This is a genomic window from Paraburkholderia sediminicola (genome assembly GCF_046026895.1).
Lineage (GTDB): Bacteria > Pseudomonadota > Gammaproteobacteria > Burkholderiales > Burkholderiaceae > Paraburkholderia > Paraburkholderia sediminicola_C.
In genome coordinates this window covers 1-21231 of sequence record NZ_JAQQEU010000088.1, presented here as the reverse complement: position 1 = coordinate 21231, position 21231 = coordinate 1, and the positions used below count along the sequence as shown (strand labels likewise).

The following is a 21231-nucleotide window of genomic DNA, read 5'->3' as shown; positions in this document are numbered from 1 at the left end:
GCACTCATACAAGAACCAGATCGATCGCCTCGGTGCGGGGCGCGCAGTCGATCGACAAGACATCCGCATAGGGGAATCACCTTGAATCGCAGTCAAACATGGTCGCGCAACGCCGCGCCGGGCGAAGTCATCTATCCGGAGGGCTTCGCGGGCGAGCGCCTGCTCTTCGTCATCGCTGACGGCAAAGTCGAAATCTCCACCCGTTGTGACGAAAAGCGCGTCGTGACAGCCACTCTCGGCCGTGGCGAGTTTTTCGGCGAAAGCGCCCTGCTCGGCGCCGAGCCGCGCCCGAGCACCGCCAAGGCGCTGACGTTCTGCCAACTGACCGTCGTGCCCGCGAGCATCATCGAAGACGAACTCGAACGCGTCTCACCGCTCCTGCGCCATGTCGTGCGCACCATGATCCGCCGCGCGAAGGCCAAGGACGATCTGCTCGCCACCTACACGCACGCCGACTTCATGCCCGGCGTGCTGTCCTATGCGCATGTGCTTGCGCTGCTGGCAGGCGCGGAACGCGCGGAGCCGAAGGGCGGCTGGCCGCGCCGCAGCGGCGGCACGGACGCGGGCGAAGTGGGCGTCGCGCTCGCGGACGTGGTGCAGAAGTGCCGCGCCGTGGCCGGCCACTCGCGTCCGCACGTCATGGCGATGCTGCGCCGCATGGAGAAGCTCAACCTCATCACCATGGAATCGGGCCAAGCGTCGTCGCACCTGGGCGGCGCAGATCGTGGCGATGGCGCGCTGGGACGCCAGGTCGTCACGTTCGACCCCGTGCGCATCGTGGACCGCGCCGCACAGGTGGCCGATCACGACCTCGATGTCTCGATCAACAGTGAACTCGAACTGATCGAACTGAGCGATCTCGAATCGCTGATCGGCGTGGAGCGCAAGCTGCTGCTCAACAAGCTCTCGCATGGCGAGATCGCCGACGAACTTTTCGCGTTCAGAAAGTCGAAGGTGCTGAACTTCGTCGAGCAGAAGGGCGTGTCGTATTTCACGAAGCGCGCGAACCGCGGCTCGGGCGAGGTGAACACGCTCGACGACCTGCTCTTCGTCGATCAGCGCACGCTGTTCGAAGCGGTGAACGCGCTCGATACCTACGACCTCGCGAAGCTGCTGGCGTCGATCGAGGATCCCGCGGTTTCCGAGCGCCTGCAATCGGTGCTGTCCGAGGCGCGCAAGAACGAGATCTCGTGGCTCATGCGGCGCGAGATCAAGTCCGATCCGATCGAGCTCGAAGAGATCGAGCAACGTCTCGTCGGCGCGGTGCGCGAACTCAGGACGCACGCGGCGTAATCAACCGATTTTCTCGCGCTACAACCGCAGGATGCATCGAAGGCGCGCCCGTCAAGTTCGGGCGCGCCGGGCCGCCTGCGCCGCGCATTCACACACGTCATACCGGAAACAAGTATGGATCTGTTGACTTTGCTGGGAGTCCTGCTTGGCGGCGCGGCCGTCATCGTGGGTTTCATGCTCGAGGGCGGCCAGTTCGCCTCGCTGCTTCAGCCCGAAGCGCTCCTGGTCGTGCTGGGCGGCACGCTCGGCGCGGTGATGATCCAGAACACCTGGACGCGCTTCTTCGATGCGATCCGTCGGCTGCGCGCGGTTTTCGTGCGCCCGCAGCAGGTCGATGAGGCGACCCTCGTCGCCGTGCTCGAATGGGGCGATCAGGCCAAGCTCAATGGCCTGCTCGCGTTCGAGTCGATGGACTGGCAGGGCATTCATCCGTTCGCCCGCCGCGGCCTCGAACTGCTCGCGAGCGGTGTCTCGACCGCTGTGCTAGAAGACGCGCTCAACCGGGAGCTCGAAGCCTATGGCCGCACGCATATGGCGGCCGCGCGCGTGTGGCAGCAAGCGGGCGGCTATGCACCGACCTTCGGCATTTTGGGGTCCGTGCTCGGCCTGATTCAGGTGACCGCGCATCTTGTGGAGCCGTCGCAGCTGGGCACGGGCATCGCCGTGGCGTTCGTTGCGACGCTGTATGGTCTCGCGCTGGCGAATCTCGTGTTCCTGCCGCTCTACGGCAAGATGCGCGCGCACATTGAAAGCGAATTGCGGCTGCGCAAGCTCTATCTGGACGGCCTGCTCGCGATCTCGCGCAAGGAGACGCCGCACACCATCGCGACGCGTCTCGCGGGCGAAATCCGCGGGCGCGGCGAGGCGAATGCATGGGCGCGCCAGAACGCTTCGGCGGGCTTACGTGACAGCGCGCCCGTCAATTGACCCGCGAGCGCATCTTCAAGCATGCAAATGTCATCAGATAAACATGCGGCGCGCGATCTGCCGCTGAGTGTCCTCGACCACGACGAGGACGAAGGCGGCGAGCAATCGGGCCGCTGGCTGCTCTCCTACGCGGACCTCGTCACCACGATGATGGTGCTGTTCCTCGCGCTCTACGCCATGCAGTTGGCGAAGAGCCGTGAACTGGAACTGCGCAATCAGTCCCGGGCCGTGCAGACCAGCACTGCGCCGGCAAGCGCGGTGCAGCCGCACGGCACCGAACGCGCGTTGCTGGCCTCGCTCGATCCGCTGCGCGTGCGTGGCGAAATCACCATCGTGCCCGTCGCGCACGGCATGGAAATCGGCATCAATGCGAAGATTCTCTTCAATGCCGGCGATGCCGCGTTGCTGCCCGATTCCTTCGGCGTGTTGAGCCGCATCGCGGGTGTGCTCGCGCAGGTACCCAACGGCAACATTCTCGTGGAAGGGCATACGGACAGCACACCGATCGCCAACGTGCGCTATGCATCGAACTGGGAGCTTTCCTCGGCACGCGCTGGCGCCGTGGTGCGCTATCTGGTCGAGCGCGGCGTCGAGGCGCATCGCCTCGCGGCCATCGGCCGCGCCGACAACTTCCCGCTCGTTGCCGGCACCGACCCCGTGAGCCGTGCGCTTAACCGCCGCGTGACCATCGCCGTGCAGTATTGATGCTGATTGTGAGCCTAAACGCTGGCCGCGATGCATTGGCTCGGTCTCCTTCAACTGCTTCGCGAGCCGCGAGGCCTGCAGATAGCCAGGATTCGCGGGTTGCTTCAGATAGCGCCCCGCGCCGCGCGCGCAAATCGTCGTCGGCCCGCAACACCGTTTCGCCCATGTCGCCAGGGTCGCCATGTCGCCCCGGGACAGTCGTGGCGACGGTGTAGGGTTACCGCCTCCGCGTCTCGCATCCCAGCATAAGCAGCCGTGCAATTTGGTTGATGTGGCCGAGCGGCTTTAGCGCAGAAAAAACGCAGATCGCAATTCCATAAGCATAACTAATGCTATATAATCCGGCTCCGTTCGATGAAGTCAATTCCCCGATAGCTCAGTTGGTAGAGCGCCGGACTGTTAATCCGTAGGCCCCTGGTTCGAGCCCAGGTCGGGGAGCCAAAGCGGGAGTAGCTCAGCTGGTAGAGCGCAACCTTGCCAAGGTTGAGGTCGCGAGTTCGAGCCTCGTCTCCCGCTCCAGTGCAACGGCATGAAAGTAGATGCCCATGTGGCTCAGTGGTAGAGCACTCCCTTGGTAAGGGAGAGGTCGGCAGTTCGATCCTGCCCATGGGCACCAACACTACGCTAGTCTGGCTTGCGAGACAGGCGTGCAGTAGTTTGCGCCCCCTTAGCTCATTTGGTAGAGCACTTGACTTGTAATCATGAGGTGGTCTGTTCGAATCAGACAGGGGGCACCAGATTGACGTAACGGGTCATGCGATGTTTGCGTGACCCGTTTCGCTATCGGGCCGTGTCCTCGCCGCGTTGCGGCGGAGCGTGAGTCCCCGCTGTGCATTCTTAACGCCAAAATCAACTTATCAAATGGCGGCATTTCTGCGTTCCACCTGACGAGCGCGAAAACGCTGTCCCGATCCCGCATGAAGTCGACGGTTCGTAGGGCGCCTTCCCGGTGCCGCGGTCTTGCCGCACAAATCCGGATCGTCTATTGCGCCCTGTCCTACCCCATCCTCCTGTTGACAACATCCACGTCCAGACCTGCCGCAAGGGTGACGGCGAACAACTTGCGCCGTGTTGGACAAGCAGGTAATCGATGAGTCGCTGCTGCTCCAGATCGGCTAGTTCAACCCGTTCGGAGCCCGCATGACAACGAGTCTGGAGTCCGCCAGCGGCAGGCAGGTCATGCCGGGCCTCCCGCAGGCCGCCTCGGCAATGCCGGCCTGTTGTGCGACGACGAAGAACTCGTCGGGCGGCACGTGGCCGCCGAGCAGCTTGTGCTTTTCCGCGGCGTCGTCGTGCGCCAGCAGTGCCGGGACGGGTCGAGCCGAATAAGTCGAGTTGACGGCCATGTTGTGCTGCGCGGCCAGGTAGGTGAACTCAACATAGCCATAGGGGATGTCCTTGACCGGCACGAACACCACGCGATGCGCGCCCGCTATCATCGCCTGGATGCGGGGATCGCCGACCTCCGCGGGAACCGCAGGATGATCATGATTCGCGCGTCGCAGATAAGCGTGCCACGGCGCGAGATCGATCAGCTGGATCGCGAGGGCCGACATGAGGAGCGACGCAGCCAGCGCCGGCCGCAGATGGCTGACGACGCTCGTAAAGCAGCCGAATACAAGCAAGTAGAACAGCACCCAGATGAAGCGTCCGCTAGCGCGTACCAGGCCGGCAAGCGTGGCCAGCGGACGCGGCAGATCGACGTGGATCAGCTCATGGCCGCCCACCGCGACGATGTTGCTGAACGCGGCAAGCGCCAGCAACAGCGCGGTAATCGACAGGACGCAGGTTGGCGCGGAGAACCGGAGGCTTTCGCCGCGCAACCAGTAGGCGGCACCGATGACCACAACCATCAGCAGGCCGGCGCCCAGGTACGCATTGCCTTCGTACTGGCCGCCTCCGAATTCTGGCATGTTGCGCAGGAAGACAGACATTGACGACACGCCGGTGGACGAGTGGAAATACCACGCGCTCGAACCAGGATCAATGAACGTCAGCACGTTCGCGGAGAACAGGCCGAAACCGGTTGCATCCGGCATTACGCCTTGCGCTCCGGAGAAATAGCCGGCGAGGTACATCGTGGCAAGTAGCAACAGAGCGACCGTCGAGGCATGCACCCACAGGCCGCGACGGTGCGTGGGCAGCGCGGCAAAACGATAGACACCGTCGGCCGCCCAGATCGCGAACACCATGACAAGGAGGTAAAAGTGGATCAGTGCGCTGACCAGGATCAGCACGGTCCACAGGCGATAGCGCCGGCACGTGGCCATCTGCTGGCCGGTCCATACGAGAACGAACGCGGCGAGGATCAGCCAGTGGGCCGTCAGGGAATCGTGTCCGTGACCGCCCGGCCCGCGGCTGGTCACGATCGTCGCGGTCGCGACGAAGGCCGCCATCGCCAGAGACGGGACCGCCTTTCTGCACAACCGGTAGGCGAGCAGCGCCGCGAAGGCGCCGTTGAGCATGAAGTCACCGATGAGCACAAAGCCCTGATACTGGAACGGGTCGGGCAGCACTGCCCGCAGCAGCTTGAACAGCAACGCCAGCAATGGCACGGAATCGCTGAACACCACGGAATTGGGAGAAATGTCGCCCAGCGTTGGATTGGCGCCGGGCGGCCAGCGCCAGCTATCGCGGCGGAACATGTCCCAGCCCAGGAAATGGCTGGAGATATCGCCGCCCTGAAGCAGCCAGCCGACGTTGGTAGGGATGGCGATGCGCCAGCCGTATAGCCAGACGGCGGCGACGAGGCCGATCGTCAGTCCGGCAAGCCACATGGCGGGCTCTGGCTGCGCAATGCTGGAACAGAGGGCTCTCACCGGGTGGGCGTGACGTTTTACCTGATTCACCATGGTCCTGTTAGAGGCGAAGCGGACGTGGCGGCTTCTCGGGCCGCCGTTGGCCGGTATGAGTTGATGTGGCGATGCGCCATAAGACACATCTCAGCCGGCTGCTCGGGCGCTCAGGGAAGAAGGCGTTCGCGTTGCGAAGCCAGGTCGGGGACGAGCCGAACGTGTTCCTGCCGCCCGCAACGGGTGCCGGGCCATGCTGCCGGGTCGACGGCATGGCCGGTCGGTAGATAATCCTGGACGAGGTAAAGAGGGCGTCGCTTCGATTCGTTGAACATTCGCCCGAGATATTCCCCCACGATGCCGAGCCCGATCATCTGCACTCCGGAGAGAAACAGCAACGTCACCATGAGCGACGGATAGCCGGCGACAGGGTTGCCGTACATCAGCGTCTTATAGATGATCCAGAGCGCACCGCAGAACGCTGCAAGTGCGACGCACACACCCGCCCAGGAAGCGAGCCGCAGCGGCGCGATGGAGAACGAAGTGATGCCTTCGATCGCGAAATGCCACAGTCTCACATAGTTGAATTTCGAGGTTCCCGCGTCGCGCGCATCGCGCTCGTATCGCAGTGCTGTCTGCGGAAAGCCGATCCACGCGAACAGCCCCTTCATATAGCGATGCTGCTCAGGCAACTGTCGCAGCGCCTCGACGGCGCGCCGGCTAAGGAGGCGGAAGTCGCCCGTGTCCCGCGGAATCGAAATCCGGCTCAACGAACCGATGACGCGATAGAAGGCGAACGCCGAAGCCTTTTTGAGAGCGGTTTCGCCGTTGCGCGAGATTCGCTGTCCGTACACGACGTCGAAGCCCTGGCGCCAGATCCGGACGAACTCTGGGATCAGCTCGGGCGGATCTTGCAGATCAGCGTCGATCACGATCGATGCATCGGCGTTGGCGTGATCGAGGCCGGCCGCAAGCGCGATTTCCTTACCGAAGTTCCGGCTGAGATTGACTATGGTGACCCGGCTGTCGGCGGCCTTGAGCGCATGGAGGACCGAAAGTGTGTCGTCCGTGCTGCCGTCGTTAATATAGATGACCTCCGCCTGCACATTCTCCAGCTTGCCGAGCGTGGCGCTGAGCCGGGCGTGGAAAGTATCGAGCACCTCGTCTTCGTTATACGCGGGCACCACAACCGCGAGCGAGGTCACCACAGATTCAGCCATCGTGTGTGAATAGTCCGTTTGGTTCGTTTAACCACGGCAAACGCCGTCGGGTGAAGTCACCCGGGCGGATTTTCTCGACCGGAGCTGCGAAGCTCGTGCCGCCGCCATGGCGGGGCCGATTTTAGCTGTCGGCGGCTGTGGAGATGTGATGTGCATCACACTGAAACGCGGTTCGTCCAACTTCGGCGCCGCGGTCGAGCTGCGACTGAAGCTGCTCACGGGGAAAGTTCTGGTCGCAAGACGAGCCCTGATCCTGAATGCAAAGCACCCGAATTTGCTGCCTCGAAAACGGGCAGCGCCGCGTAGCTCCTCCAAACCGCTCCCCCCCCCGCGACGAGGGCCTTTCGGAAAAGCCTGATCGATCTGGAAGGATCACGCCAAATCATCAGCGAACCATGATACTTAAGTCGGCAATTCTGTCGTAAGCATGTCTCGCGGCCAATGGCGTGCCCGGTGCGGCGGCCTAGCTGCGCTGAACAATGCGAAGTGATGATCCGGGGGTGCCCGCCGGCACCCGCGCACGAACCGTCGCTCGAGCGGCGCTATCGTCCTTGATTTGCTGCCCCAGAAGTGCCTCGCGTGCGCGCGTGATCGCGTGGCTCCAGACGTCAATTCCGTGCGGGTCGGTGTGCGGGCATTGCGCTTGCAAGGCTTCCAATACCTGCTGCACGCGGTCGAAGTCCATCGCCGTGACTCCCGTTGCGTTATCCCCGGAAAGGGCATAAACCTACGGATAGTCTACGAGCCAGCAATTCTTCGTCCGTGCGGTGCGACACGGAGGCAAACGCTGAAAGGCACTGCGGTGGAGGTAACCTTCACCGGCCAGTTTCTCCCCCACTACTTGCACAGCATCGCAACATCTTCGAGCTTCGGCCCGTGCGCCGGCGCCGATATGGCTTCGTTCGCGCAAGGTCAAAATACCAGGTACTGGAGCGTAGAACTGATCCGCTGCGAACGGCGCAATACATTACAAAAAAATCCAATAGTTTCTAACGCTGCCAAATGCAATAAATGTTAAAGTTTGTAAAATCCGCGCCGTTATATAAGGCCATGAAACGATAAAAATCGCATGTGAATGGAAACACTTCTGAGAAAGCAACCCCTTTTTTCTGCGGCTGATGACGACACAATAAAGAAAGCCGGCGAGATGGCCCGGATCGCCGAATTCGGGCCCGGCGACTACATCTGCTATCAGGGTGACACACGATCCCCACTGGTGCTCGCTATATCGGGACAATTGCGAACTTCCACCCTCTCCGAGGATGGCCGCGAAATCCCGGTGCGTGTGATTAATCCTGGACAATCGGGGGGAGAAGAGCCGATCCTTGTCAACTCTTCCCTTCACGGGAACATCGTGGCCGTCAGGAAAAGTACTGTGGCCCTTTTCAGCCGAGCCCACGCCCGAGAGTTATTCAACGAGCCCAATGTAGCGCGCGTGTTAATCAACTCCATGGCCCTTCGGGTTATGCATCTTGTCGAACGTCACGCGGCGCAGGGACTGCCGCGCGCGGATGCCCGAATCTCCGCTGTCATCGAGTCGGCGATCAACAATGCGGAAAAGGATGAATCGCCGCTGATCGAACTCCCCGACCAGGCGACTATCGCGGCAATGGCAAAAGTCAGCCGCGAGACCGTGTCGCGCGTGCTGAAGTCCTTGACGAATCGCGGCGTAATTGCAAAGGAAGGCCGACAGATTCGCGTTCGCGATCGCGTTACGTTGCATACTCTGGCCACCGGATGACACTGGCCGAATTTCGTCAAGCTGCATATGAATGGCTAAGCTGCCGGGGCCGACCCGATCCGCTTATCTCGCCGCTGGCGTGAGTTCCGACGGCGGCGGATGCACATAGATCTTCCTTGAGTTGCAACCCGACCAGCACCTCGCGTGCGGGTGAGACCGCGGTAGTCCAGAGGTCGGTCTTGTGCGGATCCATGTGCAAAGCTTCCACTTCCTGCTGCGCGCGGGCTATGGCGGTTCCTCCGTTGGGGCGTCCAAAGTTGAATGGCGCATGTGGCCCGATGACCGGCCGCTTGGCGGAGCCTCGCAATTGTCTCTTAGCGCCGATTTTCGCGGCAAACGATGTGAGCACCACGGGCTTCGATCTGATCGGTACGGCCTTCACGGCAAATCACCAAGGCTTCGACGCCATAGTCGATTCGGTCAGCGTCGTTCCTTCGCCCGACGGCGGCACGCGATTGATCTCGATTGCAAATCCGAACACGGTTATCACGCTGTGCCTCTCCGCAATCGTCTCCGCGACAGTCGCGGCGCGGGCCGTAGCCGCCGACTATCTGCCGCCGCTGATCGCGTCTTTCTCAAAGTGTTTGCAAGGCTCGTCGGCAGCCTGCGTAACCGCGATCGATTCGACTTACCTCGACGCTCGCATGTCCGACGTTTTCAGCGGCCCGGACATCGCACCGATCGTCACTCGCAGCTTGATTCAAGCTGCGACCGGCATCGGCGTGACACCGTCGACGGCTATCGACTGCTGGTCGCAGAGCGCACCGGCTTCGTTAGGCGCCGGCCAATACTCGGTCGCGCTCACCGCGGGTATGCCTCAACAACGGGGCCCTGAAAAGAGCCCCCCCTTTTTCGTTTCGCACGCCGGAGACGTTTCAGCAAATCCCCTACCCGCTTTTCGCCGCCTTCACGACCCACTCCGACAATTTATCGAAATGCCGCAACGCCGCCCGCGTCAACTCAATCTGCTTGCGCCTTGCGTCCTCGGTATCGGCGAGCACAATCCAGCCTTTTTCGCGCATCGACTTCACGCGCGCATGCACCACGGCCGGCGAGCCCAGCTCCACTTTTCGCCATCATGTCCCTCACCGACAGCCGTTCGCGCGACTGCCCAGCCCGCGCGACGAGCGCGAGAATGCGCTCTTCCAGTGGGTCGAGCGACGGCAGCGAGGGCAAGCCACGCAAGGCCTCGGTCAAGTGCAGAAAGCGAAGGTAAATGTCGGCGGGACGGGTCATGGGCACTCTTGCCAGCATGCTTTACGCGCGGAGCGAAACGCCTTCGCCAACATGGCGCGATTCACGAACCTGGGTCCAACAATTCGACCCCGACTAACTTGATGTCAAGCTTACGTTTGCAATTCCTTTCGGTCGCCGGCACGGCTGCGGTGTTGTCGTTCGGAAAGAAATAGAAGAAGTCGACCAGCCAGCTCGCGAGCAGCAAGCACTTGATCAGCACCATAGTCACGGCGATCAAGGCACCATGAAAAAGCCCCGCAAGACTTCAATCTAGCGGGGCTTTCTTTCAGGCGAAAGCGCTTTGCAGCTTAGCGCGACATCATGTTCATACTGACGTTATGCATGACCCACAGAGTCCCGCCGATCACGATCACCGCAGTCAGCACCGTGAAAGCAAACGCCGTCACATTCCAGCGCTGCGCCGACGACGTATTCATGTGCAGGAAGAACACCAGGTGCACGATGATCTGCACCAACGCGAGGCCCGCAATTGCGAACAACGCGTTCTGGCCCGTCAACATTCCGTTCATCACGAGGCCGAACGCCGCGACAGTCAGAATGACGGACAGCACAAAACCCGTCATATAGCTGCCGAGGCTGCCGTGACCTTCACCCGAGTGTGCGTTATGGCTATGGTCCATTTAGATCACGCTCGCAAGATAGACAAAGGTGAAGACGCCGATCCACACGACGTCCAGAAAGTGCCAGAAAAGGCTCAGGCACGTCAGGCGAATCAGATCGCGTTCAGTCAGGTCGCGATGACGCAGCACCTGAACGGCAAGCACCACCATCCAGATCAGGCCGCACGTGACGTGCAGACCGTGCGTGCCGACCAGCGTGAAGAACGACGACAGGAACGCACTGCGGCTCGGACCTGCGCCTTCGGCGATCAGGTGCGAGAACTCGCGCATTTCCAGCACTAGAAACGCGAGACCAAGCAGGAACGTGACGCCGAGCCAGAACAGCAGCACGCCCTTCCGGTTCTTGTGCGCGCCCAGCATCGCGAAGCCGTACGTGATGCTGCTCAGCAACAGCATCGTGGTTTCAAGCGCCACGCCGGGAATCTCGAAGAGATCCTTACCGGTCGGACCACCCGCGAACTGGTGCTGCATCACCGCGAACACCGCGAACAGCGACGCGAAGATGATGCAGTCGGTCATCAGGTACAGCCAGAAGCCGAATACCGAATGCGACGGCGGGTGATCGGCATGATGCGCATCGTGGTGATGCGAGTCAGCCGTAAGCGTGTTGTTTGACATCAATCCACCTCCAACGCGACCTGCGTACCAGCGCCGGCGCGTTTTTCTTCAATCGCCGCGACCGTGGCGGCCGGGATGTAAAAGCCTTCGTTCTTCTGGAAGCTGTAAATGATTACAGTACCGATCGCGCCGACCAGACCGATAATCGCGAGCCACCAGATATGCCACACAGCGGCAAAACCCAGCACCAGCGAGAACATCGCCACAAACAGACCCGCGGACGTGTTCGACGGCATGTGAATGTCGCGATACACCGGTTTCGGCTGATTCTTGCGCGACTTCATTTCAGCGAATGCGTCAAGTTCGCGCACGTCCGGAATGATCGCGAAGTTGTACGACGCCGGCGGAGAGCTCGTTGCCCATTCCAGCGTGTGAGCGTCCCACGGATCGCCCGTGACGTCGCGGTTTTGCGGCAGGTTGCGGTCGCGAACGCTGACGACCAGTTGCAGCACCTGGCAAGCGATACCGATGGCGATCAGGACAGCACCGACCCACGCGAACATCAGCCACGGATGCCAATCCGGATTGTCATAGTGATTCAGACGACGCGTCATGCCCATGAAGCCCAGCACGTACAGCGGCGTGAACGCAACCCAGAAACCGATCTGCCAGAACCAGAACGATGCCTTGCCCCACGTCTCATTCAGCTTGAAGCCGAACGCTTTCGGGAACCAGTAGTTCATACCAGCCAGGTAGCCGAACACCACGCCACCAATAATCACGTTGTGAAAGTGAGCGATCAGGAACAGGCTGTTGTGCAGCACGAAGTCCGCGCCCGGAATCGCCATCATCACGCCGGTCATACCGCCGATCGTGAAGGTGACCATGAAGCCGAGGGTCCACAGGATCGGCGTCGTGAACTGCAGACGACCCTTGTAGATCGTGAACAGCCAGTTGAACACTTTCACGCCGGTCGGAATTGCAATGATCATCGTCGCAATACCGAAGAACGCGTTGACGTCAGCGCCCGAACCCATCGTGAAGAAGTGGTGCAGCCACACGAGGAACGACAGCACCATGATCGCGCAGGTCGCCCACACCATCGTCTTGTAGCCGAACAGCGGCTTCTTCGCGAAGGTCGCCACGACTTCCGAGAAAATACCGAACGCCGGCAGGATCAGGATGTACACCTCGGGGTGACCCCATGCCCAGATCAGGTTCAGGTACATCATCGCGTTGCCGCCGGCATCGTTCGTGAAGAAGTGCATGCCGAGGTAACGGTCCAGACCGAGCAGCGCGAGCGTGACGGTCAGGATCGGGAACGAAGCCATGATCAGCACGTTCGTGCACAGCGCGGTCCACGTGAACACCGGCATCTTCATGAACGTCATGCCCGGCGCACGCATCTTGACGATGGTCACGAAGAAGTTCACGCCGGTCAGCAACGTTCCGATACCGGAGAGCTGCAGACTCCACAGGTAGTAATCGACCCCGACACCCGGACTGAACTGCAATTCGGACAGCGGTGGATAAGCCAGCCAGCCCGTTTGCGCGAATTCACCGACTACCAGCGAGATGTTGATCAGGATCACGCTGATCGCGGTCATCCAGAAGCTCAACGAGTTGAGGAACGGGAACGCAACGTCGCGGGCACCGATCTGCAACGGCACGATGATGTTCATCAGACCGACCATGAACACCATCGCCATGAAGAAAATCATGATGACGCCGTGCGCGGTAAAGATCTGGTCGTAATGGTGGGGCGGCAGGAAACCTGGCGCGTTATACGAGAGCGCTAGCTGGGTACGCATCATGATCGCGTCCGCGAAGCCGCGGAACAGCATGATGAGCGCAACCACGATGTACATCACGCCCAGCCTCTTGTGGTCGACCGACGTGAACCATTCGGTCCACAGGTAGCGCCACTTGCCGAAATAGGTGATCAGACCCAGAACCAGCGCACCGCCGAGGGCGATCCCGGCAGCCGTCACCATGATGATCGGCTCGTGGTACGGAATCGAGTCTAGTGAGAGTTTTCCGAACATGCTTATCCCTTCGGCCCGCAGTTGGCGTCCTTCATGTTGTCCATGACGTTGCCGTTGTTATATCGGGCGATGATGTTGTGAAAGAGCTTCGGATCGACCGACGAGAAGTAGCGCACCGGATCCTTCTCGCTCGGCGCCGAGACCGTGTGGTAACGGTCCATGCTGAGCGTGTCCGACGACGCGCGCACCTTCGCAACCCATGCGTTGAACTCTTCCGGCGACTTGGCGAGCGTACGGAACTTCATGTCCGAGAAGCCCTTGCCGCTGAAGTTGGCCGCGGTACCGGCGTAGTCGCCGGCTTCGTCCGCGATCAGATGCAGACGCGTTTGCATGCCTGCCATCGCGTAGATCTGGCCGCCGAGCTGCGGGATGAAGAACGAGTTCATCACCGTGTCGGAGGTGATCAGGAAGTTCACCGGCGTGCCGACCGGGATCGCAAGCTGATTCACCGACGCAATACCGAGGTCGGGATAAATGAACAGCCACTTCCAGTCGAGTGCGACGACTTCGACGTTGATCGGCTTGACCTGCGACTTGAGCGGACGGTACGGATCGAGCTCATGCGTGCTCTTCCACGTCAACACGGCCAGGAACAGAATGATCAGCGTCGGAATCGTCCAGATGGCGATTTCGATACCGGTCGAGTGAACCCACTTCGGACGGTATTCAGCGCTTTTGTTCGACGCGCGATAACGCCACGCGAACAGCAGGGTGAGGAAGATCACCGGAACGACGACAATCAGCATGGCCCAGGTGGACGTCGCGATCAGATCACGTTCGGCCAGACCCACACTCCCCTTCGGATTCAGGATATCCAGGTTGCTGCAACCCGAAAGCAGCAACACGAGGCCGGTGGATAGGAAACCGATCGACCCTCGCAGAGTCTTTCCTTTCATATCCACTGCCTCTTTTTTACGACTTCAACGAACGTCATTCGACCGCTCTCCATTAATAAGCGCTCGCATAATAGGGTCACGTCGAGTGGCAATAAACCATCGTTTCTGCAATGGTCTATTGCGTCGCACCTCGGTGCGACACGTTGCCGCACACCTGCGTGCAAGCGCGGGTTTCAAGACTCCACTGCAAAGTACTGAAAAGTTGACGCATAGTTGACGCACCACAAAAACCCCTTGAAAAAGCAACAAAACGCGACTTGACCTGAAGGCCGAGCCGCGCAGCAACCACGCAAGGGATTTCGAGTCGATGCGAAAAGAGGCGTGAGCGAAGCGGCATCCGCAAAACGCGTGTGCTGCATCCGCGCAACACCTCGCGCCCTCAGCCCGGCGTGCGGACCGCGGTGGCGACCGGCGCGGGCGCGGCTGCCTGCAGATGCTCGCCGCCGTCAGCCGGCGCGGAGTCGTCCGCGGGATGAGCCGAGCGCTCCGATTGCGCGAGCAGCGTGCCGACCGATGGATCGATCGCATCGGTGAACGGCTTCGGATCGAGACCGATCGCCAGCACCAGCAACGCCATCGCGCCGAGCAACACGAACTCGCGCTTGCCGAGGTCCTTCAGTTTCGCGACGCGCGCATTGGCGATCGCGCCGAAGATCACGCGCTTGTACATCCACAGCGTGTAGGCCGCGCTCAGGATCAACGTGGACGCGGCGATTGCGCCAATCCAGAAGTTGAAGCGGATCGCCCCCATCAGCACCATGAACTCGCCGACGAAACCCGACGTGCCCGGCAGACCGATGTTGGCCATCGAGAACAGCATCACGAACGCGGCGAAGCGCGGCATGGTGTTGGCGACGCCGCCGTACTCGGCGATCGATGCGGTCCTGGTGCGATCGTAGAGCATGCCCGTGCACAACAGCATCGCACCGGACACCACGCCATACGACAGCATCTGCACGATCGCGCCAGCCTGGCCGATGCGGTTGAAGACGAACAGGCCGAGCGTCACGAGCCCCATGTGCGCCACCGTCGAATACGCGAGCAGACGGCGCATGTCGGTTTGCACGAGCGCGAGCAGGCTCGAATAGATCACCGCGACCAGCGACAGCGTGATCATCATCGGCGCGAAGAAGTGGCTCGCCTGCGGTGCGATCGGCAACGCGAAGCGCAGCAGACCGTACCCGCCGAGCTTCAGCATGCCGATCATCACAGCGGCGCCGGTCGGGCCGTCGAGGTGGACGTCGGGCAGCCACGTATGCAGCGGCCACATCGGCACCTTCACGCCGAACGCGGCGAGAAAGCCGAGGAAGATCAGGATCTGCGGCATCGTGCCGAGGTGCGTTTCACGCCACAGCGCGAGGTCGAAGCTGTGCGTCTGGCTGTACAGATACAGCATCGACATCAGCATCATCAGCGAGCCAAGGAACGACACGAAGAAGAACTTCACTGCCGCATACGAGCGGTTCGAATGGCCCCACGTGCCGATCAGCAGATACAGCGGAATCAGCGTCGCTTCGAACGAGATGAAGAACAGCATGCCGTCGAGCGACGTGAAGACGCCCTGCATGAAGCCCGACAACATCAGGAACGCGCCGAAGTACTGCGCAGTGCGCTGGGTGATCGATTCCCACGACGCGACCACGATGATGATCGTGGTGAGCGCGGTCAACGCGACGAGCCACAGCGAAATCCCGTCCACTCCCAAATGCCACGCGATGTCGAACGTCGGCGACCAGCGGACGTTCTCGACGAACTGCATCGACGTGACGTCGTTGCGAAAATTCGCGACCAGCGGAATCACCGGCAGGAAACCTGCGACCGCGCCGGCCAGCGCGAGCCAACGGGTGCGACTGCGTGCCGCGTCGGATCCGGCTCGCAAGACGACCAGTCCGGCGACAATAGGGATCCAGATGAGAAGACTAAGAAGAGGCAATGGCATGTGCTCTGTCGAAAACTTTAAGTACAAAACGCCCCATCAAGGCCTTCAAAAAAGAAAGCTTCGAAATGGACTTGTAAACTGAATTTCGCTGAATTCGACGCGCGAGCGGGGTTTCCGCTACACGTTTACCCGCAGTCGAATGACCAAGGGTGGGAGATTACCAAGATAAGAGTACTTTTGCATCGCAACAACGCTGCAACGCCCATCACAATACATTGTTGCAACGCATACGCTTGCGAAACGCAGGAAAATGTGCGTTTGCACAAATCACGTGTAGCCGGGAGCGAACAACGAAATTTACAAACAGAAGCAGCAATTTGGCTGCGAGTTGGGCGCTCTTGCGCGCGCGCGGTTTTAGTCAAACGCCGCGGTGGAACATACCATGCTAACGATCGGAGTCTGCATGACTGCCGATTTCACCCTGCGGGCAAAATTTCCGCCGTTCACCAGCAGAAATTTTTTTAGTCCGGCACTCTAATCGGCGGCGGCTGACGCCGGAAAAAGACCCGCGCATGTTCACATGCCCCGAACGTCCCAACCGACGAACCACGGATGCGCGCCGCTTCCGCGTTCCTTACAGACGCCGCATATACTTCGACGACTTGCATGCAGACCTGCCCGTAAGCAGGCACACTTTCCTGTCCCGCCGGGGATTGCCTTCGCCGGCCAGATTTCCTGGATACCGCATGACGCTTCGTGACGAAGTTGCCGTTCCCGCACTCGAATGCCGCGGATTGAGCAAACAATACGGCGCGGGCCGTATCGTGCTGGCGCACCTCGACTTCACGCTCGGGCCGGGCGAATTCGTCGCGATCATGGGCGACTCGGGCGTCGGCAAATCGACGCTGCTCAATCTGATCGCCGGGCTCGACAGCGCGGAGAGCGGCGACGTGATCATCGACGGCCACTCCGTCACGCGGCTCGACGACGATGCGGCGACTCGCCTGCGCCGCCGCAAGCTAGGCTTCGTGTTTCAGGCCTTTCACGTGCTGCCTCATCTGACGCTCGCGCAGAACGTGGCGCTGCCGCTGCTGCTCAACGAACTGCCCACGGCCGGCGCGCTCGACATGCTCGCGGCGGTCGGCCTGAGCGGCCGCGGCGACGACTTTCCGCGGCAACTCTCCGGCGGCGAACTGCAGCGCGTCGCGATTGCGCGGGCGCTCGTGCATCGTCCCAAACTGATTCTCGCCGACGAACCCACGGGCAATCTCGATCCCGATACCGCACACGACGTGCTCGACCTGTTCCGCGCGCAAAGCAAGGCGACCGGCGCGGCCACGATCCTGGTGACGCACTCGGAAGCGGCGGCGGCCTTCGCGGACCGCATCCTGATTCTGAGCGACGGTGGCTTGCACGCGGAGTCCGCGAAATCTGCGTTGCCCAACCCGTCGTCTCTCACGCGCAGCGCCCCCGCCCGCTCTGCCGACGATGCGCGCTGACCTCGGTCCCCTGCTACGCACGCGGGGACACCGTGTTCTCGCGCGCTGGCTCCTGAGCGCCGAATGGCATAGCCATCGCGGGCGCGCGCTGGTTGCCATCGCGACGATCGCGCTCGGCGTCGCGCTCGGTTACGCGGTGCAGTTGATCAACAGCGCGGCCTTCAACGAATTCTCGGCTGCGGCCCGCAGTCTTTCGGGCGAAGCCGATCTGCAGGTGCGTGGCGCGCAGCCCTGGGTCGACGAGTCGATCTATCCGGGTCTATCGACTAAACCCGGTGTGGCGCTGGCGAGCCCCGTGCTCGCACTCGATGTCACGGTCCTGGGCCGCAAGGCCGCGTTGCCGGTTCTCGGCATCGATGTGTTCAAGGCGAGCCGTATTGCGCCCGATCTGGTCGGCGTGCCGTCGCCGGACCGGCCGTTCGATACGCTCGCGTCCGATACGGTGTTTCTCTCATCGGCCGCGCAGCAATGGCTGAACGTCAAAACCGGCGACGACATCGCGCTGCAAAGCGGCACGTCGATCGTGCGCTTACGCGTGGCGGGCGGCCTCGTGAGGACGCGTCCGGGTCAACGGCTCGCCGTCATGGACATCGCCTCGGCTCAGTGGCAATTCGGCAAGGTGGGCAAGCTGTCGCGCGTCGATCTGCAGCTCGACCGCGGCGTCGATCGCGAGCGCTTCAGGCGTGATCTGCAGGCGCGGCTCGGCAAGCAATGGGTAATCGCTGAAGCGCGCGACGCCGAAAGCCGTACCGATCGACTGTCGCGTGCCTATCGGATCAACATGAACGTGCTCGCACTGGTGGCCCTCTTCACCGGCGCGTTCCTTGTGTTTTCGACCCAGGCGCTGGGCGTCGTGCGACGTCGCGCGCAGTTCGCCATGCTGCGCGTGCTGGGACTGACGCGCGGTCAACTGCTGCGGCAGATCCTGCTGGAAGGCGCGTTGCTGGGGGTGCTCGGCTCGCTGGGCGGACTCGCGCTCGGCTATGCGATGGCGAGCGCCGCGCTGCGCTTTTTCGGCAGCGATCTCGGTGGCGGCTACTTTCCCGGCGTGCAGCCGCAGGTGGGCTTCGAACCGCTGGCTAGCGCGGGGTTCCTGATGCTCGGCATCGCGGTGTCGGTCGTGGGCAGCCTGGCGCCCGCGCTCGAAGCGGCACGCGCAAGGCCCGCCGCTGCGCTCAAGGCTGGCGCCGAGGAAGGCGCATTGACCCGTCTCGCCACGCCGTGGCCGGCTTTGCTTTGCCTGCTGGGTGCCACCGTTCTGACGCAAGCGCCACCATGGTTCGACGCGCCGATTGGCGGCTATGCCGCCGTCGCGCTGCTGCTGATCGGCGGGATTGCGCTGATGCCGCGCGTGACCGCGTTGATATTCGGCGCGGCGAGCCGGGCATTTGCCGCACGGCGTCGTGCGGGCGCCGCGAGCACGCTCGCGATGGCGCGTCTCGCGAATGCGCCAGGGCACGCAGCGATTGCCATGGGCGGCGTGTTGTCGAGCTTCGCGCTGATCGTCGCGATGGCGATCATGGTGGCCAGCTTCCGTGTGTCCGTCGAAGACTGGCTCGCTCATCTGCTCTCCGCCGATCTGTACGTACGTGCGGCGCCGAACGGCGATACCGGTGGCTTGCGGCCCGACGAGCAGAGGTTGCTGGCGGCCGTGCCCGGCATCAGGACCGCTGCATTTGCCCGCACGTCGCATCTCACGCTCGATCCTGCGCGGCCGGACGTCGCCGTGCTCGCGCGCGAAATCGACGCTGACGATCCGGGCGCAACTCTGCAGATGACCGGTGCGGTACTGCCGTCATCCGAACTTCGAGTGGGCGAAACGCCTGTTTGGGTGTCCGAAGCAATGGTCGATCTGTATGGATTCCGGCTCGGGCAGCGAGTGCAATTGCCACTGGGCGACAGCGGTCATGTGTTCGTCGTAACCGGCGTGTGGCGCGATTACGTGCGCCAAAGCGGCGCGATCCAGATGCGGCTCGCCGACTACCGGAGCCTCACCGCCGACACGAGCGCCACCGATGTCGCCGTGACCGTTCAGCGAGGCACGCCCGTCGAACGCGTGATCGCCGGACTGCGCGCGTTGCCCTTTGGCGCATCGCTGGACCTGTCGCAGCCGGGCGAGATTCGCGCGCGCACGCTGGTGATCTTCGATCGAAGCTTTGCGGTCACCTATCTGCTCGAGGCGGTTGCCATCGTGATCGGGCTGTTCGGCGTCGCTGCGACGTTTTCCGCGCAGACGCTCGCGCGGGCACGCGAGTTCGGCATGTTGCGGCACGTCGGCGTGACCCGCACGCAGGTTCTCGCAATCCTTGCGCTGGAAGGCGGCATGCTCACGGCGTGCGGCATTGCGATGGGCTTTGTGCTGGGATTTGCGATCAGCCTGATTCTCGTGTTCGTCGTCAATCCGCAGTCGTTTCATTGGAGCATGTCGCTGCACGTGCCATGGACCGTGCTGGGGACTGTCGCGTTGGTGATGCTGGCTTCGTCGTGCTCGACAGCGGTGATCGCGGGACGCAGCGCGGTGTCCGTGGATGCGGTGCGCGCGGTGAAGGAGGATTGGTGATGCGATGGGTGTGGCGTGAGTTGGCGAGGGGGCCGACGTATGAAGGGACGACGCGCGCTGATGTGACCGCTGTATCTTGCGTCGCTCTGCGCCGACTCCCGCCTTGTACTGCGCTCTCAGCGCGCGCGATAGCCGCACTCTGCGTCACGGTGATTTTGCCCGGCATCTCACGCGGCGATATTGTTTTCGTCCAAGGCCCCGACGCGGGTGCAACGAGTCGCCGGATATTGCGCCCTCGCCTTCGCGGTTTGTTTTACGCCGGCCTGTTGGTTGTGTCGGCCGCGTTCGCCGCACCCGCCGAATTTGCCGCAGTCACACCGGACCACCCGATCGCGCTGCCCCAGGACAGCGGCGCGCACCCGGACTTTCGCACCGAATGGTGGTACGCGACGGGTTGGCTCGCGACACCGGACAATCAGCCGCTTGGTTTTCAGATCACGTTTTTCCGCTCGGCGACGGGCCACGATGCCGCCGATCCGAGTGCTTTTGCGCCATCGCAATTGATCATTGCTCATGCTGCGTTGAGCGATCCTGCTTTCGGGCATCTTGCCCACGATCAGCGAATTGCCCGTCAAGGCTTCGGGCTCGCTTATGCGCAGCCAGGCAATACCGACGTCAAGCTCGACGCCTGGAAAATCATTCGCGCAGCGGATGGTCACTACGACGTCAATGTCGACGCCAACGGCTTCTCGCTGCATCTCGCGCTGACGCCGACGCAAGCGCCATTGATCGAGGGCGAGCGCGGCTATTCCCGCAAAGGTCCGCGGCCGGAACAGGCGAGCTATTACTACAGTGAACCGCAATTGCGCGTGACGGGCAGCGTGGTGCGTCCGAAAGCGGCGGGAAGTCCATCAAACGGCAATACTGCGGTAAGCGGCACGGCGTGGCTGGATCACGAGTGGTCGAGCACCTTGCTCGACGCCAATGCGGTCGGATGGGATTGGCTGGGGGTCAACCTCGACGACGGCTCAGCGCTGATGGCATTCAAGGTACGCGCCCGCGATGGACACGCGATGTGGGCGCATGCGGCGCTTCGCGACCCGGCTGGTCGTGTGACGACGTTCGGCCCCAAGCAGGTCGACTTTTCGCCGGTTCGCACCTGGCGTTCGCCGCGCACGAACGCGCCGTACCCCGTGTCGATGAGCGTTAAAGCCGGCACGCTGACATGGCGGCTCGATCCGCTGATGGACGATCAGGAACTCGATTCGCGGCAATCGACCGGTGCTGTGTATTGGGAAG

16 protein-coding genes, 4 tRNA genes and 1 pseudogene are annotated in these 21231 nt (G+C 62.0%); 11 read left to right on the top strand and 10 right to left on the bottom strand.

The window, feature by feature from the left end:
- Window positions 1–81: 81 nt before the first annotated feature.
- The 7 genes from PQR02_RS34715 to PQR02_RS34685 all read left to right on the top strand — a co-directional run bounded on the left by PQR02_RS34715 (window position 82) and on the right by PQR02_RS34685 (window position 3662).
- The gene (locus PQR02_RS34715) at window positions 82–1293 is read left to right on the top strand and encodes a Crp/Fnr family transcriptional regulator (RefSeq protein WP_408242335.1); all 1212 of its coding nucleotides are present in this window, start codon (window positions 82–84) and stop codon (window positions 1291–1293) included.
- A 114-nt stretch (window positions 1294–1407) separates the two neighbouring features.
- Entirely contained in the window at window positions 1408–2220 is an 813-nt protein-coding gene (locus PQR02_RS34710) for a flagellar motor protein (RefSeq protein WP_408242333.1), read from the top strand.
- 27 nt (window positions 2221–2247) lie between these two features.
- The gene (locus PQR02_RS34705; RefSeq protein ID WP_408242331.1) at window positions 2248–2925 is read left to right on the top strand and encodes an OmpA/MotB family protein; all 678 of its coding nucleotides are present in this window, start codon (window positions 2248–2250) and stop codon (window positions 2923–2925) included.
- Window positions 2926–3290: 365 nt separating this feature from the next.
- Window positions 3291–3366 (top strand) — tRNA-Asn (locus PQR02_RS34700).
- 2 nt (window positions 3367–3368) lie between these two features.
- Window positions 3369–3444: transfer RNA gene (locus PQR02_RS34695), tRNA-Gly, on the top strand.
- 22 nt (window positions 3445–3466) lie between these two features.
- Window positions 3467–3541 (top strand) — tRNA-Thr (locus PQR02_RS34690).
- A gap of 45 nt (window positions 3542–3586) precedes the next feature.
- Window positions 3587–3662, top strand: a tRNA-Thr gene (locus PQR02_RS34685).
- A 378-nt stretch (window positions 3663–4040) separates the two neighbouring features.
- On the opposite strand, the gene PQR02_RS34680 is transcribed toward PQR02_RS34685, so the two are convergent.
- From PQR02_RS34680 to PQR02_RS34670, 3 genes are all read right to left on the bottom strand, one after another.
- Entirely contained in the window at window positions 4041–5777 is a 1737-nt protein-coding gene (locus tag PQR02_RS34680) for a DUF6311 domain-containing protein (protein WP_408242329.1), read from the bottom strand.
- A 110-nt stretch (window positions 5778–5887) separates the two neighbouring features.
- On the bottom strand, window positions 5888–6925 hold the full coding sequence (locus PQR02_RS34675) for a glycosyltransferase family 2 protein (RefSeq protein WP_408242327.1): 1038 nt from the start codon (window positions 6923–6925) through the stop codon (window positions 5888–5890).
- Between the two features lie 475 nt (window positions 6926–7400).
- Complete coding sequence (locus PQR02_RS34670; RefSeq protein ID WP_408242325.1) at window positions 7401–7622, bottom strand: hypothetical protein; 222 nt, start codon at window positions 7620–7622, stop codon at window positions 7401–7403.
- A 390-nt stretch (window positions 7623–8012) separates the two neighbouring features.
- Between PQR02_RS34670 and PQR02_RS34665 the strand changes: the two genes are divergently transcribed.
- Window positions 8013–8678, top strand: coding sequence for a Crp/Fnr family transcriptional regulator (locus PQR02_RS34665; protein WP_408242323.1), 666 nt, complete (start codon window positions 8013–8015; stop codon window positions 8676–8678).
- Between the two features lie 887 nt (window positions 8679–9565).
- Here PQR02_RS34665 and PQR02_RS34660 read toward each other — a convergent pair.
- From PQR02_RS34660 to PQR02_RS34630, 7 genes and pseudogenes are all read right to left on the bottom strand, one after another.
- A pseudogene (locus tag PQR02_RS34660) lies at window positions 9566–9914 on the bottom strand (winged helix-turn-helix domain-containing protein).
- 61 nt (window positions 9915–9975) lie between these two features.
- Complete coding sequence (locus tag PQR02_RS34655) at window positions 9976–10137, bottom strand: hypothetical protein (RefSeq protein ID WP_408242321.1); 162 nt, start codon at window positions 10135–10137, stop codon at window positions 9976–9978.
- Window positions 10138–10222: 85 nt separating this feature from the next.
- Window positions 10223–10555 (bottom strand): cytochrome o ubiquinol oxidase subunit IV, encoded by a 333-nt coding sequence (gene cyoD / locus PQR02_RS34650; RefSeq protein WP_408242319.1) that lies wholly within the window; start codon window positions 10553–10555, stop codon window positions 10223–10225.
- Window positions 10556–11173 (bottom strand): cytochrome o ubiquinol oxidase subunit III, encoded by a 618-nt coding sequence (gene cyoC, locus PQR02_RS34645; protein ID WP_408242317.1) that lies wholly within the window; start codon window positions 11171–11173, stop codon window positions 10556–10558.
- Window positions 11173–13158, bottom strand: coding sequence for a cytochrome o ubiquinol oxidase subunit I (gene cyoB / locus PQR02_RS34640; RefSeq protein ID WP_408242315.1), 1986 nt, complete (start codon window positions 13156–13158; stop codon window positions 11173–11175). Before cyoB ends, cyoC begins: the two co-directional genes overlap by 1 nt.
- A gap of 2 nt (window positions 13159–13160) precedes the next feature.
- Entirely contained in the window at window positions 13161–14054 is an 894-nt protein-coding gene (cyoA, locus tag PQR02_RS34635; RefSeq protein ID WP_408242313.1) for a ubiquinol oxidase subunit II, read from the bottom strand.
- Between the two features lie 379 nt (window positions 14055–14433).
- Window positions 14434–15993 (bottom strand): NADH-quinone oxidoreductase subunit M, encoded by a 1560-nt coding sequence (locus PQR02_RS34630; protein ID WP_408242309.1) that lies wholly within the window; start codon window positions 15991–15993, stop codon window positions 14434–14436.
- A gap of 686 nt (window positions 15994–16679) precedes the next feature.
- Here PQR02_RS34630 and PQR02_RS34625 point away from each other — a divergent pair.
- The 3 genes from PQR02_RS34625 to PQR02_RS34615 all read left to right on the top strand — a co-directional run.
- On the top strand, window positions 16680–17432 hold the full coding sequence (locus PQR02_RS34625; RefSeq protein WP_408242307.1) for an ABC transporter ATP-binding protein: 753 nt from the start codon (window positions 16680–16682) through the stop codon (window positions 17430–17432).
- Complete coding sequence (locus tag PQR02_RS34620) at window positions 17422–19992, top strand: FtsX-like permease family protein (RefSeq protein ID WP_408242305.1); 2571 nt, start codon at window positions 17422–17424, stop codon at window positions 19990–19992. Before PQR02_RS34625 ends, PQR02_RS34620 begins: the two co-directional genes overlap by 11 nt.
- Window positions 19993–20240: 248 nt before the next feature.
- The coding region (locus PQR02_RS34615) for a lipocalin-like domain-containing protein (protein WP_408242303.1) at window positions 20241–21231 on the top strand (991 nt) is incomplete at its 3' end.

Coding starts and splice junctions, on each gene's coding strand:
- PQR02_RS34710 (WP_408242333.1), top strand. CDS start 1,408: ATGGATCTGTTGACTTTGCTGGGAGTCCTGCTTGGCGGCGCGGCCGTC.
- PQR02_RS34705 (WP_408242331.1), top strand. CDS start 2,248: ATGTCATCAGATAAACATGCGGCGCGCGATCTGCCGCTGAGTGTCCTC.
- PQR02_RS34680 (WP_408242329.1), bottom strand. CDS start 5,777: ATGGTGAATCAGGTAAAACGTCACGCCCACCCGGTGAGAGCCCTCTGT.
- PQR02_RS34670 (WP_408242325.1), bottom strand. CDS start 7,622: ATGGACTTCGACCGCGTGCAGCAGGTATTGGAAGCCTTGCAAGCGCAA.
- PQR02_RS34665 (WP_408242323.1), top strand. CDS start 8,013: ATGGAAACACTTCTGAGAAAGCAACCCCTTTTTTCTGCGGCTGATGAC.
- PQR02_RS34655 (WP_408242321.1), bottom strand. CDS start 10,137: ATGGTGCTGATCAAGTGCTTGCTGCTCGCGAGCTGGCTGGTCGACTTC.
- cyoD (WP_408242319.1), bottom strand. CDS start 10,555: ATGGACCATAGCCATAACGCACACTCGGGTGAAGGTCACGGCAGCCTC.
- cyoC (WP_408242317.1), bottom strand. CDS start 11,173: ATGTCAAACAACACGCTTACGGCTGACTCGCATCACCACGATGCGCAT.
- cyoB (WP_408242315.1), bottom strand. CDS start 13,158: ATGTTCGGAAAACTCTCACTAGACTCGATTCCGTACCACGAGCCGATC.
- cyoA (WP_408242313.1), bottom strand. CDS start 14,054: ATGAAAGGAAAGACTCTGCGAGGGTCGATCGGTTTCCTATCCACCGGC.
- PQR02_RS34630 (WP_408242309.1), bottom strand. CDS start 15,993: ATGCCATTGCCTCTTCTTAGTCTTCTCATCTGGATCCCTATTGTCGCC.
- PQR02_RS34625 (WP_408242307.1), top strand. CDS start 16,680: ATGACGCTTCGTGACGAAGTTGCCGTTCCCGCACTCGAATGCCGCGGA.
- PQR02_RS34620 (WP_408242305.1), top strand. CDS start 17,422: ATGCGCGCTGACCTCGGTCCCCTGCTACGCACGCGGGGACACCGTGTT.